The organism is Mycobacterium appelbergii, assembly GCF_032883035.1.
GTDB lineage: Bacteria > Actinomycetota > Actinomycetes > Mycobacteriales > Mycobacteriaceae > Mycobacterium > Mycobacterium appelbergii.
In genome coordinates this window covers 43944-59181 of the sequence record NZ_JAMQTH010000012.1, presented here as the reverse complement: position 1 = coordinate 59181, position 15238 = coordinate 43944, and the positions used below count along the sequence as shown (strand labels likewise).

Annotated in this window: 15 protein-coding genes; 6 read left to right on the top strand and 9 right to left on the bottom strand. The window is 66.8% G+C overall.

The genetic code is table 11. The features are described 5' to 3' along the window. Positions 1 to 14: 14 nt before the first annotated feature. From M1247_RS25415 to M1247_RS25405, 3 genes are read right to left on the bottom strand one after another with little or no spacing between them, the layout of a single operon-like run. Complete coding sequence (locus tag M1247_RS25415) at positions 15 to 1466, bottom strand: vWA domain-containing protein (RefSeq protein ID WP_317159181.1); 1452 nt, start codon at positions 1464 to 1466, stop codon at positions 15 to 17. 13 nt (positions 1467 to 1479) lie between these two features. Further along, positions 1480 to 2364: an AAA family ATPase gene (locus tag M1247_RS25410; protein ID WP_317159180.1), complete on the bottom strand. Its 885-nt coding sequence runs from the start codon at positions 2362 to 2364 to the stop codon at positions 1480 to 1482. Between the two features lie 31 nt (positions 2365 to 2395). Continuing rightward, positions 2396 to 3661 (bottom strand): glutamate-5-semialdehyde dehydrogenase, encoded by a 1266-nt coding sequence (locus M1247_RS25405; RefSeq protein WP_317159179.1) that lies wholly within the window; start codon positions 3659 to 3661, stop codon positions 2396 to 2398. A 72-nt stretch (positions 3662 to 3733) separates the two neighbouring features. On the opposite strand from M1247_RS25405, the gene M1247_RS25400 reads away from it, so the two are divergent. From M1247_RS25400 to ripB, 3 genes are all read left to right on the top strand, one after another. Continuing rightward, positions 3734 to 4606, top strand: coding sequence for a ribokinase (locus M1247_RS25400; RefSeq protein WP_317159178.1), 873 nt, complete (start codon positions 3734 to 3736; stop codon positions 4604 to 4606). A gap of 31 nt (positions 4607 to 4637) precedes the next feature. Next, positions 4638 to 5450, top strand: coding sequence for an enoyl-CoA hydratase/isomerase family protein (locus M1247_RS25395; protein WP_317159177.1), 813 nt, complete (start codon positions 4638 to 4640; stop codon positions 5448 to 5450). A 285-nt stretch (positions 5451 to 5735) separates the two neighbouring features. After that, complete coding sequence (ripB, locus tag M1247_RS25390; protein ID WP_317159362.1) at positions 5736 to 6350, top strand: NlpC/P60 family peptidoglycan endopeptidase RipB; 615 nt, start codon at positions 5736 to 5738, stop codon at positions 6348 to 6350. A gap of 21 nt (positions 6351 to 6371) precedes the next feature. Here ripB and M1247_RS25385 read toward each other — a convergent pair whose 3' ends face one another. Further along, a complete protein-coding gene (locus M1247_RS25385) occupies positions 6372 to 8423 on the bottom strand; it encodes an NAD(+) synthase (RefSeq protein ID WP_317159361.1) in 2052 nt (683 codons plus the stop codon). A 57-nt stretch (positions 8424 to 8480) separates the two neighbouring features. On the opposite strand from M1247_RS25385, the gene M1247_RS25380 reads away from it, so the two are divergent. Beyond that, positions 8481 to 9020, top strand: coding sequence for a cysteine hydrolase family protein (locus tag M1247_RS25380; RefSeq protein ID WP_317159176.1), 540 nt, complete (start codon positions 8481 to 8483; stop codon positions 9018 to 9020). Between the two features lie 53 nt (positions 9021 to 9073). After that, complete coding sequence (locus M1247_RS25375; RefSeq protein WP_317159175.1) at positions 9074 to 9916, top strand: NAD-dependent protein deacetylase; 843 nt, start codon at positions 9074 to 9076, stop codon at positions 9914 to 9916. Here M1247_RS25375 and M1247_RS25370 read toward each other — a convergent pair. Then, positions 9888 to 11165 carry a cytochrome P450 gene (locus M1247_RS25370; protein ID WP_317159174.1) on the bottom strand — a complete coding sequence of 426 codons (1278 nt, stop codon included), beginning with the start codon at positions 11163 to 11165 and terminating at the stop codon, positions 9888 to 9890. The two genes, M1247_RS25375 and M1247_RS25370, sit on opposite strands and share 29 nt — an antisense overlap. Positions 11166 to 11232: 67 nt before the next feature. On the opposite strand from M1247_RS25370, the gene M1247_RS25365 reads away from it, so the two are divergent. Further along, positions 11233 to 11868, top strand: coding sequence for a TetR/AcrR family transcriptional regulator (locus tag M1247_RS25365; RefSeq protein WP_317159173.1), 636 nt, complete (start codon positions 11233 to 11235; stop codon positions 11866 to 11868). A 48-nt stretch (positions 11869 to 11916) separates the two neighbouring features. On the opposite strand, the gene proB is transcribed toward M1247_RS25365, so the two are convergent. From proB to rplU, 4 genes are all read right to left on the bottom strand, one after another. After that, the gene (gene proB, locus M1247_RS25360; RefSeq protein ID WP_317159172.1) at positions 11917 to 13017 is read right to left on the bottom strand and encodes a glutamate 5-kinase; all 1101 of its coding nucleotides are present in this window, start codon (positions 13015 to 13017) and stop codon (positions 11917 to 11919) included. Then, complete coding sequence (obgE, locus tag M1247_RS25355) at positions 13014 to 14459, bottom strand: GTPase ObgE (RefSeq protein WP_317159171.1); 1446 nt, start codon at positions 14457 to 14459, stop codon at positions 13014 to 13016. The genes proB and obgE overlap by 4 nt, the downstream gene beginning before the upstream one ends. 91 nt (positions 14460 to 14550) lie before the next feature. Next, complete coding sequence (gene rpmA / locus M1247_RS25350; RefSeq protein ID WP_317159170.1) at positions 14551 to 14817, bottom strand: 50S ribosomal protein L27; 267 nt, start codon at positions 14815 to 14817, stop codon at positions 14551 to 14553. Positions 14818 to 14864: 47 nt separating this feature from the next. Then, positions 14865 to 15176, bottom strand: a complete 312-nt coding sequence (gene rplU / locus M1247_RS25345; RefSeq protein WP_317159169.1) for a 50S ribosomal protein L21 — start codon at positions 15174 to 15176, stop codon at positions 14865 to 14867. Between the last annotated feature and the right edge of the window lie 62 nt (positions 15177 to 15238).

The window sequence follows — 15238 nt, the reverse complement described above, 5'->3', positions numbered from 1 at the left end:
TGGCCCGGTCCCGCTCAGGCAGGCAGCAGCCCGTCGATGACCGAGGCCAGCTGTTTGGCCGACCGGCACTCGTGCATGGCGATCACGTCGCTGTACTTCGGTGCGGCGGAATCCCCGCTGCCCCACAGATGTCGGGGTTCCGGGTTGAGCCAGTGCGCGTGCCGGCTGGAGGAGACCATGTGCGCAAGCAGCTCGCTCTGCGGGTTGCGGTAGTTGTTACGCCCGTCGCCGAGCACCAACAACGAGCTGCGCGGCGAGAGCACGCTCGGATATTTCTCCAGGAACGAGACAAACGCATGCCCGTAGTCGGAGTGCCCGTCACGCGTGTACACGCCGGCTTCGCGGGTGATGCGCTGTACCGCCACCGCCAGGTCGGCGTCCGGGCCGAACAGGTCGGTGACCTCGTCGGTGGTGTCGATGAAAGCAAAGACGCGGACCCGCGAGAACTGCTGCCGCAGCGCCGACACCAACAGCAGTGTGAAGTGACTGAAGCCGGCCACCGAACCGGACACATCGCAGAGCACCACGAGTTCCGGCCGCGCGGGATGCGGCTTCTTGAGCACCACATCGATCGGCACCCCACCGGTCGACATCGACTTGCGCAGCGTCTTACGCAGGTCGATCTCGCCGGCCCGCGACCGGCGCCTGCGGGCGGCCAGGCGCGACGCGAGTGTTCGCGCCAGCGGCGCCACCACCCGGCGCATCTGCTGCAGCTGCTCACCCGAGGCACGCAGGAATTCCACGTTCTCGGCCAGTGCAGGCACGCCGTACATCTGCACGTGTTCACGGCCGAGCTGCTCGGCGGTGCGTCGCTTGGTTTCCGCTTCGACCATCTTGCGCAGCTGAGAAATCCGCTGCGCAGCCAGCGCCTTGGCGATCTCCTCCTGGGTCGGCGTGGGCTCGTCGCCGTACGGCGCGAGCAGCCCCGCGAGCAGGCGGCCCTCCAGATCGTCCAGACTCATGGACCGCAACGCCTGGTATGACGAGTACGACGGGCCGCGGCTGGAGTTGTAGCGGCCGTAGGCCTCGACGATCTGCGCGATCATCGCCGCGAGGCGTTCGTCGAGGTTCGCCAGCTCCTCGTTGTCCGCGAGCAGCTGGACCAACGCCGCCCGCATCGCTTCGACGTCATCGGGCGGCAAGCCTTCCGGACGGTCGCCCGCGTCAGCCGAATCGTCGTCGGACAGCACCGTCCTCGACCCCAGCGCGGCCGGGAAGAACAGGTCGAACATCGCGTCGTAGGTGTCACGGTGGTCGGCGCGACGCAGCACCGCACAGGCGATTCCCTCACGCAGCGCCTCACGGTCGCCAAGACCGAGCACCGTCATCACCCGGCCGGCATCAACGGTCTCCGACGGCCCCACCGAGATGCCTTGACCGCGAAGGGCTTCGACAAACTCGACCAGATGCCCCGGCAGGCCGTTCGGGGCCAGCGGCTGGGGTGGTCGGGTCCGGCGGGACGCCATCAGCTCTCCCCTGTCAATTCAGCCGGAGCTCGCCGGATGCGCGTTGCTGGTCGGACTGGTGTTTGAGCACCACCCCGAGGGTGGCCGCGATCATCTCGTCATCGATGGTGTCCAGCCCGAGCGCCAGCACCGTGCGGCCCCAGTCGATCGTCTCGGCCACCGACGGCACCTTCTTGAGCTGCATGCCCCGCAGTACGCCGATGATGCGCACCAGCTCCGAGGCGATGTGCACAGGCAACTCGGGCACCCGCGACAGCAGGATGCGTCGCTCCAGGTCCGCGTCGGGGAAGTCGATGTGCAGGAACAGGCAGCGACGCTTGAGGGCCTCCGACAGTTCCCTGGTGGCATTCGAGGTGAGCAGTACGAACGGCGCACGCTCCGCGGTGATCGTGCCCAGCTCGGGCACCGTCACCGCGAAATCCGAGAGCACCTCGAGCAGCAGGCCCTCGATCTCGATGTCGGCCTTGTCGGTTTCGTCGATCAGCAGCACCGTGGGATCGGTGCGCCGGATCGCGGTCAGCAGCGGGCGGCTCAGCAGGAACTCCTCGCTGAACACGTCCATCTTGGTCTGGTCCCAGTCTCCACTGGCGTTCTGCCCGGCTTGGATCCGGAGGATCTGCTTGGCGTGGTTCCACTCGTAGAGCGCGCGGGCCTCGTCGACCCCTTCGTAGCACTGCAGCCGCACCAATTCCGAGCCGGTCGTCTGGGCCACCGCGCGGGCCAACTCGGTCTTGCCGACCCCGGCCGGACCCTCCACCAGCAACGGCTTGCCCAGCCGGTCGGCCAGGAAAACCGCTGTGGCGGTGGCGGTGTCGGGCAGGTAGCCGGTTTCTGCCAGCCGTCGCGCGACATCCTCGATGTCGGCGAACAAAGGCGCCGGGCGTGCGGGCACGCTCACTGGTGGTCTCCTGGTTCCTGTCGAGAACCGTCTAGGCCGGACGGGTTTGGCCGTCGCCCCACACGATCCATTTGGTCGAGGTCAGTTCGGGGAGTCCCATCGGCCCACGGGCGTGCAGCTTCTGGGTGGAGATGCCGATCTCGGCGCCGAAACCGAACTGCTCTCCGTCGGTGAACGCCGTGGACGCGTTGACCATCACGGCGGCGGCGTCGACACGCTCGGTGAAACGTTGTGCCGCTGCCAGATCCCGCGTGACGATGGCCTCGGTATGGCCCGTCCCGTAATCGTTGACGTGCGCGATGGCCGCATCGATGCCGTCGACCACCGCCAGCGCGATGTCCATCGACAGGAACTCGGCGCGCAACTCCTCCTCGCTGGGGTCGGCGTGCACCGTGACGCCGGCTTGCTGCAGCGCCGCGGACAACCGCGGTAGCGCAGTATCGGCGATGGCCTTGTCGATCAACAACGTCTCCGCCGCGTTGCACACGCTGGGGCGCCGGGTCTTGGAGTTGAGCAGGATATTCTCGGCAAGGTCGAGATCGGCCGACTCATGAACGTACACATGGCAATTGCCGACACCGGTCTCGATCGTCGGCACCTGCGCGTCGCGCACCACCGCCTCGATCAGACCGGCACCGCCACGCGGGATCACCACGTCGACCAGGCCACGGGCCTGGATCAGATGGGTGACGCTGGCCCGGTCATGGCTGGGCAGCAGCTGCACGGCATCGGCAGGCAGGTTCTCGCTCGCCAGCGCCGCGCGCAGTGCGTCGACGAGTGCCTGGTTGGAGCGCACCGCTGACGAGCTGCCGCGCAGCAACGCCGCGTTGCCCGATTTCAGCGTCAAACCGAACGCGTCGACCGTCACATTGGGCCGGCCTTCGTAGACCATGCCGACCACGCCGAGCGGCACCCGCTGCTGACGTAATTGCAGCCCGTTGGGCAGGGTTCGTCCGCGCAACACCTCGCCGATGGGGTCCGGCAGTCCCGCGACCTGACGCAGTCCCGCGGCGATACCGTCCACCCGCTGCGGGTTGAGGGCCAGCCGGTCCAGCATCGCTTCCGGAGTGCCCGCCGCGCGGGCGGCGTCGAGATCGGCAGCGTTGGCAGCCAGGACGGCCTCGCTGCTCGCGAGCACACTGTCGGCCGCCGCATGCAGGGCCGTGTTCTTGGTCGCGGTGCTCAGGGTGCCCAGCGTGCGGGCCGCAACCCGGGCTCGGCGGGCGGCCTCGTGGACCTGTTCACGCAGGTCGTTCTCCGGTGCCACACCAGCCCTCGATTGAGTTTCCACACTCATCAGCCCAGCGTATCCGACCTGCCGGCGGCCTTCGACACGTGTCAGCCCGATGCTGGTCTAGCGTTGTCGGCTATGACTGCGACGCGCGTATGTGTGGTCGGAAGCGTCAACGCCGACCTCACCTTTGTCGTAGGAGCCCTGCCCCGTCCGGCGCAGACGGTGCTCGCCTCGTCGCTGTCGTGGGCGTCGGGCGGAAAGGGTGGGAACCAGGCCGTTGCGGCGGCCCGCGCCGGTGCGTCGGTCACGCTGGTCGCCGCCCTCGGCCACGACGACGCCGCCACCACTTTGCGCGCACATCTACACGACAACGGTGTGGATCTGCGCGCGGTGATGACCGTGCCGGGACCGAGCGGAACCGCTGCGATCGTGGTCGACGCGGCCGGCGAGAACAGCATCGTGGTGGCACCCGGGGCGAACTCGCGGCTGGAAGTCGACTCACCGGCCGCCCGGTCGGCCATCGCCGCAGGCCAGGTGGTCCTGCTGCAGCTCGAGATCCCGGCCGCCACCGCGGTCGCCGCGGCCCGGCTGGCCCGCGCGGCCGGAGCCGTCGTCATGCTCAACGCATCACCGGCCGGTACCTCGGCGCACCACCTCCTGGCACTGTCCGAGCTGGCGGATGTGGTGGTGGTCAACGAGACCGAGGCCGCCGACTGGCACTGGCCGGTCCCGCATCTGGTGATCACCAGGGGTGCGCGCGGTGCCAGCTATCTCGGCTCTGACGAGCGTTTCGACATGCCGGCCCCGACCCTGCAGGCAGTCGACACCGCGGGCGCGGGTGACGTGTTCGCCGGTGTGCTGGCCGCCGGATGGTTGTCCGGACACGAGCATGCGCTGCGGCGGGCCTGCGCGGCAGGCGCCCTGGCAACGCTGGTGCGCGGTGCGGGCGACTGTGCCCCGTCAGCTGCCGCGATCGACGCCGCTGCGCGCACGGACTCGGCGAACTGAAGCCGATACCGTTGTCGTTATAGTCGCCGGTATGACACCGCGACCACCTGATGGCGACTGGCTCGGCACGCCGTATCTGAAGTTCGACCGGCAGGGCCCCTTCGGCGTGGTCACGCTGGATCGCCCCGAGGCCCGCAATGCGATGACCCCGGCGATGTACTTCGGCATTCGTTATGCGGTAACCCATGTGGAGGCCGACCCGGACCTGGCCGGCCTGCTGATCACGGGCACCGGCGACGTTTTCGCCCCTGGCGGTGATCTCGGCGGCGGGGACGGTGCCGATGACTGGATGAGCTTCGGCGCCGCGCTGTCGATGGACGTCACGCCATTCGAGACCCTGCGCCAATCGGTCAAGCCCGTGGTGAGCGCGGTCAACGGACTGTGCCAGGGCGGTGGTCTGCAGATCGCGATCTGCAGCGATATGGCTGTGGTCAGCGACCGCGCGACGTTCCGGGTGCCGGAGTTGTACCGCGGCATCGCCGATACGTACTACAGCCAGATGCTGGCCCGGCTGATCGGGCCGGTGCGGACCCGCGACCTGATGTTCACCGGCCGCACGCTCAGCGCCGCGGAAGCCCTCGACTGGGGCATGGTGGCGCGCGTCGCCGACCATGACGATCTGCTCGCGGCGGCCCGTGAAGTGCTGGCCCAGTGCTGCCGGACCGCGCCACGGGCACGCGGGGTGGTCAAGTCCAGCCTGGACAACTATCTGGGCCTCTACGACCGCATCGGGATGAAGGCCAGTTACAGCGGCCCCGAGGCCGCCGAGGGGTTCCGCTCGTTCAAGGAGCGCCGCTCACCGGATTGGGTGCACCCCGAACTGCGGGTCGACGGCCGGTTGTAGTACCGGGGCCGCCTGCTGATACCGATCGCGTCCGACTCCCCGTCGCGCAGTTATCAAAGTGAGACACATTGCGGGCGTTACGAAATGGCCTGAGTGATGTACGGTCCAATTACGTACTAAGTAACTACGTACGTAGTTGGATCGGAGACGCTCGGCATTGACCCGCCTGGTGCAGGCCGATCGGCATGACGAAGGGCGGTGATCTCGATTGTGCGTGCCACGCAACGACTCCGAATCGTGAGCCTGTTCATCGCGTTCGTGATATTCGGCCTGTCCGCGCCCACGATGGCGGGCGCCGACGATGTCCAATGGGATCCCACGCTGCCCACCAGGGTGAGCGCCGGGGCGCCGGGCGATCCGGTGGCCGCCGCCAACGCCTCGCTGCAGGCCACGCGCATCGCCGCCGAGACCACGATGAATCTGGGTCGCACGTTCTTGGGCAGCCTGGGCATATTCGGGTCCAGTCCGACCGGCGCCGCCTCCGGGCGGGTGCACGGCCGGCAAGCGATCGAATATGTGATCAAGCGTGCCGGCTCACAGATCGGGGTGCCGTATTCGTGGGGCGGCGGCAGCCTGACCGGGCCGAGCAAGGGCGTGGACTCGGGCGCCGGCACGGTCGGATTCGACTGCTCGGGGCTGACCCGCTACGCCTTCGCCGGGGTCGGGGTGTTGCTCCCCCGATGGTCCGGCGATCAGTACAAGGCCGGCAGGCAGGTCCCACCGTCGCAGGCCAAGCGCGGCGACTTGCTGTTCTGGGGGCCTGGCGGCAGCCAACACGAGGCCATCTACCTCGGCAATGGACAGATGCTCGAGGCCCAGCAAACCGGAGTGCCGGTCAAGGTGTCACCGGTGCGGTTATCCGGGATGACGACGTATGTCACCCGTGTGATCGAGAGTTAGTCGGGCGTTTGCCTGCGACTGCTAGTCCTCGGGAATCTCCCGCTCGATCTCATCGAGCCAGATTCGGGCGGACATGTCCGACGGTGCCCGCCAGTCCCCGCGCGGGGACAGCGAGCCGCCGGCCGACACCTTGGGCCCGTTCGGCAGCGCCGAACGTTTGAACTGGGAGAACGAGTAGAACCGCTGCGCGAACACCGTCAGCCAATGCCGGATCTCCTTGAGCGAGTAGGCCGGACGCTTGTCCTCGGGATGTCCCGCGGGCCAATCGCCGTGGTCGCGGTCATGCCAGGCGTGCCAGGCCAGGAACGCCACCTTCGACGGCCGGAAGCCGTAACGCAGCACCTGAAACAGGGAGAAGTCTTGCAGCACATAGGGGCCGACCTTGTCCTCGCTGCTCTGGATTTCCTCGTCCTCGCCGGTGGGGATGAGCTCCGGACTGATCTCGGTGTCCAGCACCGACTGCAGCACCTCGTTGACTGCCGAGCCGTCAGCTCCAAATTGGCCCGACGAGATCACCCACCGGATCAGATGCTGGATCAGGGTTTTCGGCACGCCGCCGTTGACGTTGTAGTGCGACATCTGGTCGCCGACACCGTAGGTCGACCAGCCCAGCGCAAGTTCGGAGAGGTCACCGGTGCCCAGCACGATGCCGCCGCGTTGGTTGGCGAGCCGGAACAGATAATCGGTACGCAGACCCGCCTGCACATTCTCGAACGTGACGTCATACACCTTTTCACCGCGTCCGAACGGGTGGTCCATCTCGGTGAGCATCAACTGGGCGGTCGAGGAGATGTCGATCTCTTCGAACGTGACACCGAGCGCCTCGGCCAGCCGGATCGCGTTACCCTTGGTGCGGTCGCCGGTGGCGAATCCGGGCAGGGTGAACGCCAGGATGTCGCTGCGCGGGCGGCCTTCCCGATCCATCGCGCGCGCGGCGACGATCAGGGCATGGGTCGAGTCGAGACCACCGGAGACCCCGATCACCACCTTCGGATAGTTCAGCGCCCGCAGCCGTTGTTCCAGGCCGGACACCTGGATGTTGTAGGCCTCATAGCAATCCTGCTGCAGCCGTTGCGGATTCGACGGCACGAAGGGAAAACGCTCGACCTCACGCAGCAGCCCGATGTCACCGGTGGGTGGATCAAGCTGAAACTCGATCTGCCGGAACGCATCCACGGTGGCACGGTGATGCCGGGCGTTGTCGTCGAAGGTGCCCATCCGCAACCGCTCCGAACGCAACAACTCCAGATCGACATCGGCCACCGAGCGTCGCTCACCATGCGGGAACCGCTCACTCTCGGCGAGCAGCAGTCCGTTCTCCCAGATCATGGTCTGACCGTCCCAGGCCAGATCCGTCGTCGACTCGCCCTCACCTGCGGCGGCGTACACGTAGGCAGCCAGGCAGCGCGACGAGGCGGACCGGGCCAGCAGGCAGCGGTCCTCGGCGCGGCCGACCGTGATCGGGCTGCCGGACAGGTTGGCCAGCACCGTCGCACCGGCCAACGCGGCCTGCGCGCTGGGCGGGACCGGGACGAACATGTCCTCGCAGATCTCGACGTGCAACACGAAGCCGGGCAGATCCGACGCCACAAACAACAGGTCGGGCCCGAAGGGCGCCTCCGCCCCGGCAACGCGGATCGTGCCCTGCACGTCGTCGCCCGCCGCCAGCTGCCTGCGTTCGTAGAACTCGCGATAGGTCGGCAGATAGGACTTCGGCACGACCCCGAGCACCGCACCCCGGTGAATCACGACTGCCGTGTTGTAGATGCGGTGGCGGTGCCGCAGCGGCGCCCCGACCACCAGCACCGGCGTCAGCACCGCCGAGGCCGCGACAATCTCGACGAGAGCCTCTTCGACCGATTCCAGCAGCGCGTCCTGCAGCAGGATGTCCTCGATCGAATATCCGGACAACGTCAGCTCGGGGAAAACCGCAAGCGCGACGTGATCGTCATGGCACGCCTGTGCGAGCCGCAGCACCGACTCCGCATTGGCCTGCGGGTCTGCCAGTGCCGTGTGATGGGTACAGGCGGCAACCCGCGCGAACCCGTGGTGGTAAGCCGAGTAGAAGTCCATCACCTCCCAATGTTGCCCGAGAAGTGTCAAGAACGGGTGACGGGGTATCAACCTCTTGTGGCCGATACCGCTGTCCTCGTGGTCGACATGCTCAACGCCTACCGGCACAAGGACGCCGAACTGTTGGTTCCCAATGTCGTGGAGATCGTCGATCCGCTGGTCAGACTCGTCGACGTGGCCCGTTCCCGCGAGGACGTCGACCTGATTTACGTCAACGACAACTACGGCGATTTCACCGCGGACTTCAGCGACATCGTGCGCGCGGCGCTCGACGGCGCACGACCGGACCTGGTCTCCCCGATCGTTCCGGCCGAGGGCAGCCGGGTGCTCACGAAGGTGCGGCACAGCGCCTTCTACGCGACGGCGCTGGATTACCTCTTGGGTCGGCTCGCGACCAGGCGGGTGGTGCTCACGGGGCAGGTCACCGAGCAGTGCATCCTGTACAGCGCGCTCGACGCGTATGTGCGCCATCTGGATGTGGTGGTGCCCGCCGATGCGGTCGCACACATCGACGCGGACCTGGGCGAGGCGGCCCTGCGGATGATGCAGCGAAACATGAGCGCCAAGATCGTCTCGGCAGCGGACAGCCTTGGTTGAGCGTCTACCCCGAGGGACGGCGTGGCCCGCCATTGCCCGCCTATTGTCGAGGTGTGGATGCCCCCGAACTCGTCGCCCTGCTGCAAGAGCGGCGCGTTGCCGTACTGACGGGCGCAGGAATGTCCACCGACTCCGGCATCCCTGACTACCGTGGTCCGGATTCGCCACCGAGCAATCCGATGACCATCCGGCAGTTCACCTCCGATCCGGTGTTCCGGCAGCGCTACTGGGCCCGCAACCATGTCGGCTGGCGACACATGGACCGGACGATGCCCAACGCCGGGCACCGGGCACTGGCGGCGTTGGAGTTCTCCGGCGTGGTGACGGGACTCATCACGCAGAATGTGGACCTGTTGCACACCAAGGCCGGCAGCCGCGACGTCGTCAACCTGCACGGCACCTATGCGCAGGTGGTGTGCCTCGATTGCGGGCATACCCTTGAGCGCAGTCTGCTGGCCGAGTTGTTGGAAACCGCGAACCCGGGATTCGTCGAACGGGCCGAATCGGTCGGCGGTATCGCGGTGGCTCCCGATGCCGATGCCGTCGTCGCGGACACGGCGTCCTTCGTGATCGTCGATTGTCCGGCCTGCGGCGGCATGCTCAAACCCGACATCGTCTACTTCGGCGAGAACGTACCGAAAGACCGTGTGGAGCAGGCTTACTCATTGATCGATGAAGCTGAGGCATTGCTGGTGGCGGGGTCATCGCTGACCGTGTACTCCGGTTACCGATTCGTGCGGCATGCGTCGGCACACGGCATCCCGGTGGGAATCATCAACCGTGGGCACACCCGCGGCGACGAGTTGGCTGCGGTGAAGGTCGAGGCCGGATGCTCGGAGATGCTGGCCTTGCTCGCCGGTGAACTGGCTAGAACGAGCAGGGCATCGATCGGATAGCGTGCACGAAATTGCCTTGCAGGTAAGCAGGTTCGCCGGCCTCGATGCCGGGTAGCTGATGTAGCAGCTCGGCAAAGATGGCCCGCAACTGAGTCCTGGCCACATGCGCGCCGAGGCAGAAGTGCCGGCCACCGCCACCGAATCCGAGGTGTGGATTGGGTTTACGACTGAGGTCGAACAACTCGGGCCGGTCGAACACAGTCGAATCCCAGTTGCCCGACGCATAGAACATCACCACCTTCTCCCCCGCGGCGATCAGCTGACCGCCGATTTCGACATCAGTGGCGGCGGTGCGGCGAAACGTCATGACCGGGGTTGCCCACCGCACGAATTCCTCGACCGCGACACCGATGCGGCCGTCGAAATCCTCCATCAGCCAGGCACGTTGGTCACCGAAGTCGGTCAGTGCCCGCAGCGTGTGGCTGGTGGCCTGACGGGTGGTGTCGTTTCCGGCGACTGTAAGCAGCACGAAGAATGCCGCCACCTCGGCATCGGTCAACCGGTCCCCGTCGACCTCGGCCTGCACGAGGGCACTGATCAGGTCGTTACCCGGGTGTTCGCGGCGCTGCGCCGCGAGTGCGTATGCGACCTGATGCAGGTACATCTGGCTTTCCAGCAGCACTTCGAGTGGGTTGCGGCCGGCGAGGTACACCGGATCGGCCCATGACACCATGGCGTCGGCAGCATGAGCGACCTGGTTCCGTTCGGATTCCGGGATCCCGACCATGTCGGACAGGGTGCGGATCGGCAGTTCCTTGGCGCACTGCTCGACGAAGTCGACGCCGCTGCCGGCAGCTTTGAGTTCCGCGACGATCGTCCCGGCGTTCTCCTTGATCGACGTTTCGATCCGGCTGACCTGTCGGGGCGTGAACGCGGAGTGCACGAGTTTCCGAATCAAGGTGTGCCGCGGGGCATCCATGGCCAGGAAGGACTGCGAGGCCTCGAGCAACTCCTCGGGCACATTCTCGAAGATCACCCCCTTACCCGATCGGAAGGTCTCGCTGTCACGGCTGATCGCGACGATATCGGCGTGCCGCGTGACCGCCCAGAAGCCGCGGTCGTCCGGATCGTGCATCAGCGCGTCTTCCACCGGCGGATGCCAGCTCACCGGCCGTGCGGCCCGCAGTTCGGTAAATGCGGCCTCACGTTCGGCGGCGGTGGTGGCCCAGAACGTCCGCGACGACAGATCGATCGGATCGTAGGGGCGCCCGCCGGGAGCAGAGACCGGTGTGATCGGTGACACAGTCATGATGGTGACAATAAGTCTAGACAGCATGTCTAGTCAAGGTGTGCGATCGGCGGATACCCTGGTGGCCATGCCATCGGTAACGCGAAAACCGCAGGCCAAACGCGAAGAGCGCCGCGAACGGGTGGAAAGGCAGTTGTTGGACGCCACCGACCGGCTGATGTCGGACGGCACGAGCTTCACCGAACTCAGCGTCGACAGGCTCGCGACGGAGGCGGGCATCTCCCGGGCCAGTTTCTACATCTACTTCGAGGACAAGGGGCATCTGCTGCGGCGGCTGGCCACCCAGGTGTTCGGGGATCTGGCCCGTGATGCGCAGCAGTGGTGGGGCGTCGCGCGCCGGCGTGATCCTGCCGATGTCCACACCGCGATGTCGGGCATCATCGCAAGCTATCGGCGTCACCAACCGGTTCTGGTCGCGCTCAACGAGATGTCCGCCTACGACCAGCTCGTCGGCGAGACCTACCGGGAATTGCTCGGCGGAATCATCCGACAGCTCACCGGGGTCATCGAGGCCGGGCAGTCCGACGGCTTCATCCGCGCCGAACTACCTGCGGACACCACCGCCAGCGCCCTGACCTGGATGGTGGAGCGGACCTGTCATCAGAATCTGCCCGCGCAACCGGAGTCCCTTGATCCCGGACTGGCCACCACGCTCACCGAGATCGTCTGGGGTGCGCTCTATCTGCAGTCGCCAAACCCGTGATTTGTGGCGTCCCAGCCGCACCGTGCACGGTTAAAACTCCACAAACCGCTAGGTGGCGACCAGATCGTCGGCATGTACGGCGGGTCGGCGCATCTCGGCAGGCAGGTCGTGGGTCGAACGACCGATCATCGTGGTCAGTTCGGCCGCGTCATAGACCACCACGCCGCGCGCGACCGTCCGGCCATCCAGTCCGCGCAGGTCGACCACGTCACCGCCATGGAATCGCCCGGAGACCTCGGTGATTCCGGCAGGCAGCAGCGAGCGGCGTGCCTTGACCACCGCACGCACCGCCCCGTCGTCCAACGTCAGGGCGCCTGCCGACTCCGCGGCGTAGCGCACCCAGAAACGGCGTGCCGACATCCGCTCGGGGCGCGGCGCGAACACCGTGCCCACCGATGCATCCTGCAGCGCGGCCGCGGCATCGGAAGCGGCCGCCAACAGCACCGGCACGCCGGCATCGGCGGCCAGCAGGGCCGAGGACAGTTTCGACGCCATCCCACCGGTGCCAAGATGACTGCCACCGCCGGCCACCACACCGTCCAGGTCACCCGCGGCGGCGACTTCAGCTATGAAGCGCGCGTTGCCTTTTCGCGGATCTGAGTCGTACAGCCCGTCGATATCGGACAACAGCACCAACGCGTCGGCCCCGACCAGATGCGACACCAGCGCCGACAGTCGATCGTTGTCGCCGAACCTGATCTCGTTGGTGGCCACCGTGTCGTTCTCGTTCACGATCGCTACCGCGTGCAAAGCTCGCAACCGGTCCAGAGTGCGCTGAGCATTGTTGTGCTGCACCCGCATCGAGATGTCGTGTGCGGTCAGCAGCACCTGCCCGACGGTGCGGTTGTAGGTTCCGAACGCCGCGCTCCAGGCGTTGACGAGGGCAACCTGCCCCACGCTCGCGGCGGCCTGCTTGGTGGCCAGATCCGTGGGCCGCTTACTCAGCCGAAGCGGCTCGATCCCGGCGGCGATCGCACCCGAGGACACGATCACCACATCAGAGCCCGCCTTCATGCGGCCCTCGATCGCCTCGGCCAGCGCGGCCAGCCGGGTGGCGTCGAACACCCCCGAAGGCGTGGTCAGCGCTGTGGTTCCGATCTTGACCACCACGCTGCGCGCCGTGCGGACCGCGTCGCGGTGGACGCTCACGCGTCGCTCTCCCGGCGTGCCTTCCGCGCGGCCTTGCGTTCATCGGCGCCGACCCGATCGTTCTGTTCCAGCCGGATATCGGTGCCGCGCCCGGTGATCGGCACGTCGACATCGGCCCCGGCCGGTGTCTGAGGCTCCCAGTCGAAGGTCATGTCACCGATCGTGACGGCGCAACCGGGCTTGGCGCCCAGCTTCAGCAACTCGTCTTCGACGCCCAACCGGGCCAGCCGGTCGCCGAGGTAGCCGACGGCCTCGTCGTTGTTGAAATTGGTCTGACCGATCCAGCGTTCCGGCCTGGTGCCCCGCACGACGAAGCCGCCCTCGCCGTCGGATTCGACCGTGAAGCCACTCTCATCGACCGCGACCGGCCGGATCACCGGTCGCTTCGGTGCCAACGCGGGCTGCGCGTCGCGGTAGGCCTTCACCATTTCCCACAGCGCGAACGTCAACGGACGTAGGCCGTCACGGCTGACCGTGGACACCTCGAAGACCCGCCAGCCGAACCGCCGGGCGACCTCTTCGGAGACGAATTCGGCCAACTCCCGCGCGTCCGGGACATCAATCTTGTTGAGCACCACCGCACGCGGGCGTGATGCCAAATCGCCCAACGTCGAATCGCCTTGCAGCGTCGGAGTGTAGGCCGCCAGCTCGGCCTCGAGTGCCTCGATATCGGAGACCGGATCGCGACCGGGCTCCATCGTGGCGCAGTCGACCACATGCACGAGTACCGCACATCGCTCCAGGTGCCGGAGGAACTCCAGCCCCAGGCCGCGGCCCTCGGAAGCCCCGGGAATCAGGCCGGGCACGTCGGCGACCGTGAACGTGTGCTCCCCCGCCGACACCACACCGAGATTGGGCACCAATGTGGTGAACGGATAGTCGGCGATCTTCGGCTTGGCCGCCGAGATCACCGATACGAGTGAGGATTTTCCGGCCGATGGGAATCCGATCAGGCCGACATCGGCGACGGTTTTGAGTTCCAGGGTGAGGTCGCGGGCCTGCCCCTTCTCGCCGAGCAGCGCGAAACCCGGAGCCTTGCGGGCCCGAGAGGCCAATGCGGCGTTGCCGAGCCCGCCACGACCGCCCGCGGCAGCCTCGAAACGGGTACCTGCCCCGACCAGGTCGACCAGCAGGCGGCCGTCTTCGTCGAGCACGACTGTCCCGTCGGGCACCCGGACTTCGAGATCTTCGCCCGCGGCGCCATCGCGGTTGCTGCCTGCCCCCTGCTTGCCCGAGGGCGCGTCGACGTGGGGGTGGAAGTGGAAGTCGAGCAGGGTGTGCACCTGCGGATCGACGACGAACACGACGCTGCCGCCGCGGCCACCGTTACCGCCGTCAGGACCGCCGAGTGGTTTGAACTTCTCGCGGTGCACCGAAGCGCAGCCGTGACCGCCGTTGCCGGCCCGCGCATGTATGACGACGCGGTCAACAAACCGGGGCATCGGACATCCTTTCCGTCGAATGTGAAGCTATGCGGAAGTTCTGTCGAGAACTCGCAGCTGCTTCACATTCGCGGGCGGTGTCCTCGAAGTCTCAGGCCTCCGGCCGCGGAACGGGAACGATGTTGACCGTCTTGCGTCCGCGCCTGGAGCCGAACTCGACGGCGCCGGGCGAGGTGGCGAACAAGGTGTCGTCGCCGCCGCGGCCAACGTTCACGCCGGGATGGAAGTGGGTGCCGCGCTGACGGACGATGATCTCGCCTGCCTTGACGACCTGGCCACCGAACCGCTTGACGCCGAGCCGCTGTGATGCAGAATCACGGCCGTTCCGCGAGCTGGAAGCGCCCTTCTTGTGTGCCATCTAGATGCCCCTTGCGCTGTCTTGTCTGTTCTTCGCCTGACGGCTCATCACTTGATACCGGTGACCTTGAGCACGGTCAGCTGCTGACGATGCCCTTGGCGCTTGTGGTAGCCGGTCTTGTTCTTGAACTTGTGGATCCGGATCTTGGGGCCCTTGGTGTGCTCCAGGACCTCACCGGTCACAGCGACCTTGGCCAGGTCGTCAGCTGCGCTGGTGACCTTGGCGCCGTCAACCACGAGGGCGACGGGCAGCGACACTGACGCGCCGGGCTCGGATTCGAGCTTCTCTACCTTCACCACGTCGCCGACCGCGACTTTGTACTGCTTGCCGCCGGTCTTGACGATTGCGTATGTCGCCATCGTGTCCTGTGTCCTCTGCTGCTCTCCGGGCGCGCGCTACCAGTCGGTACGTGCGCGGGTCT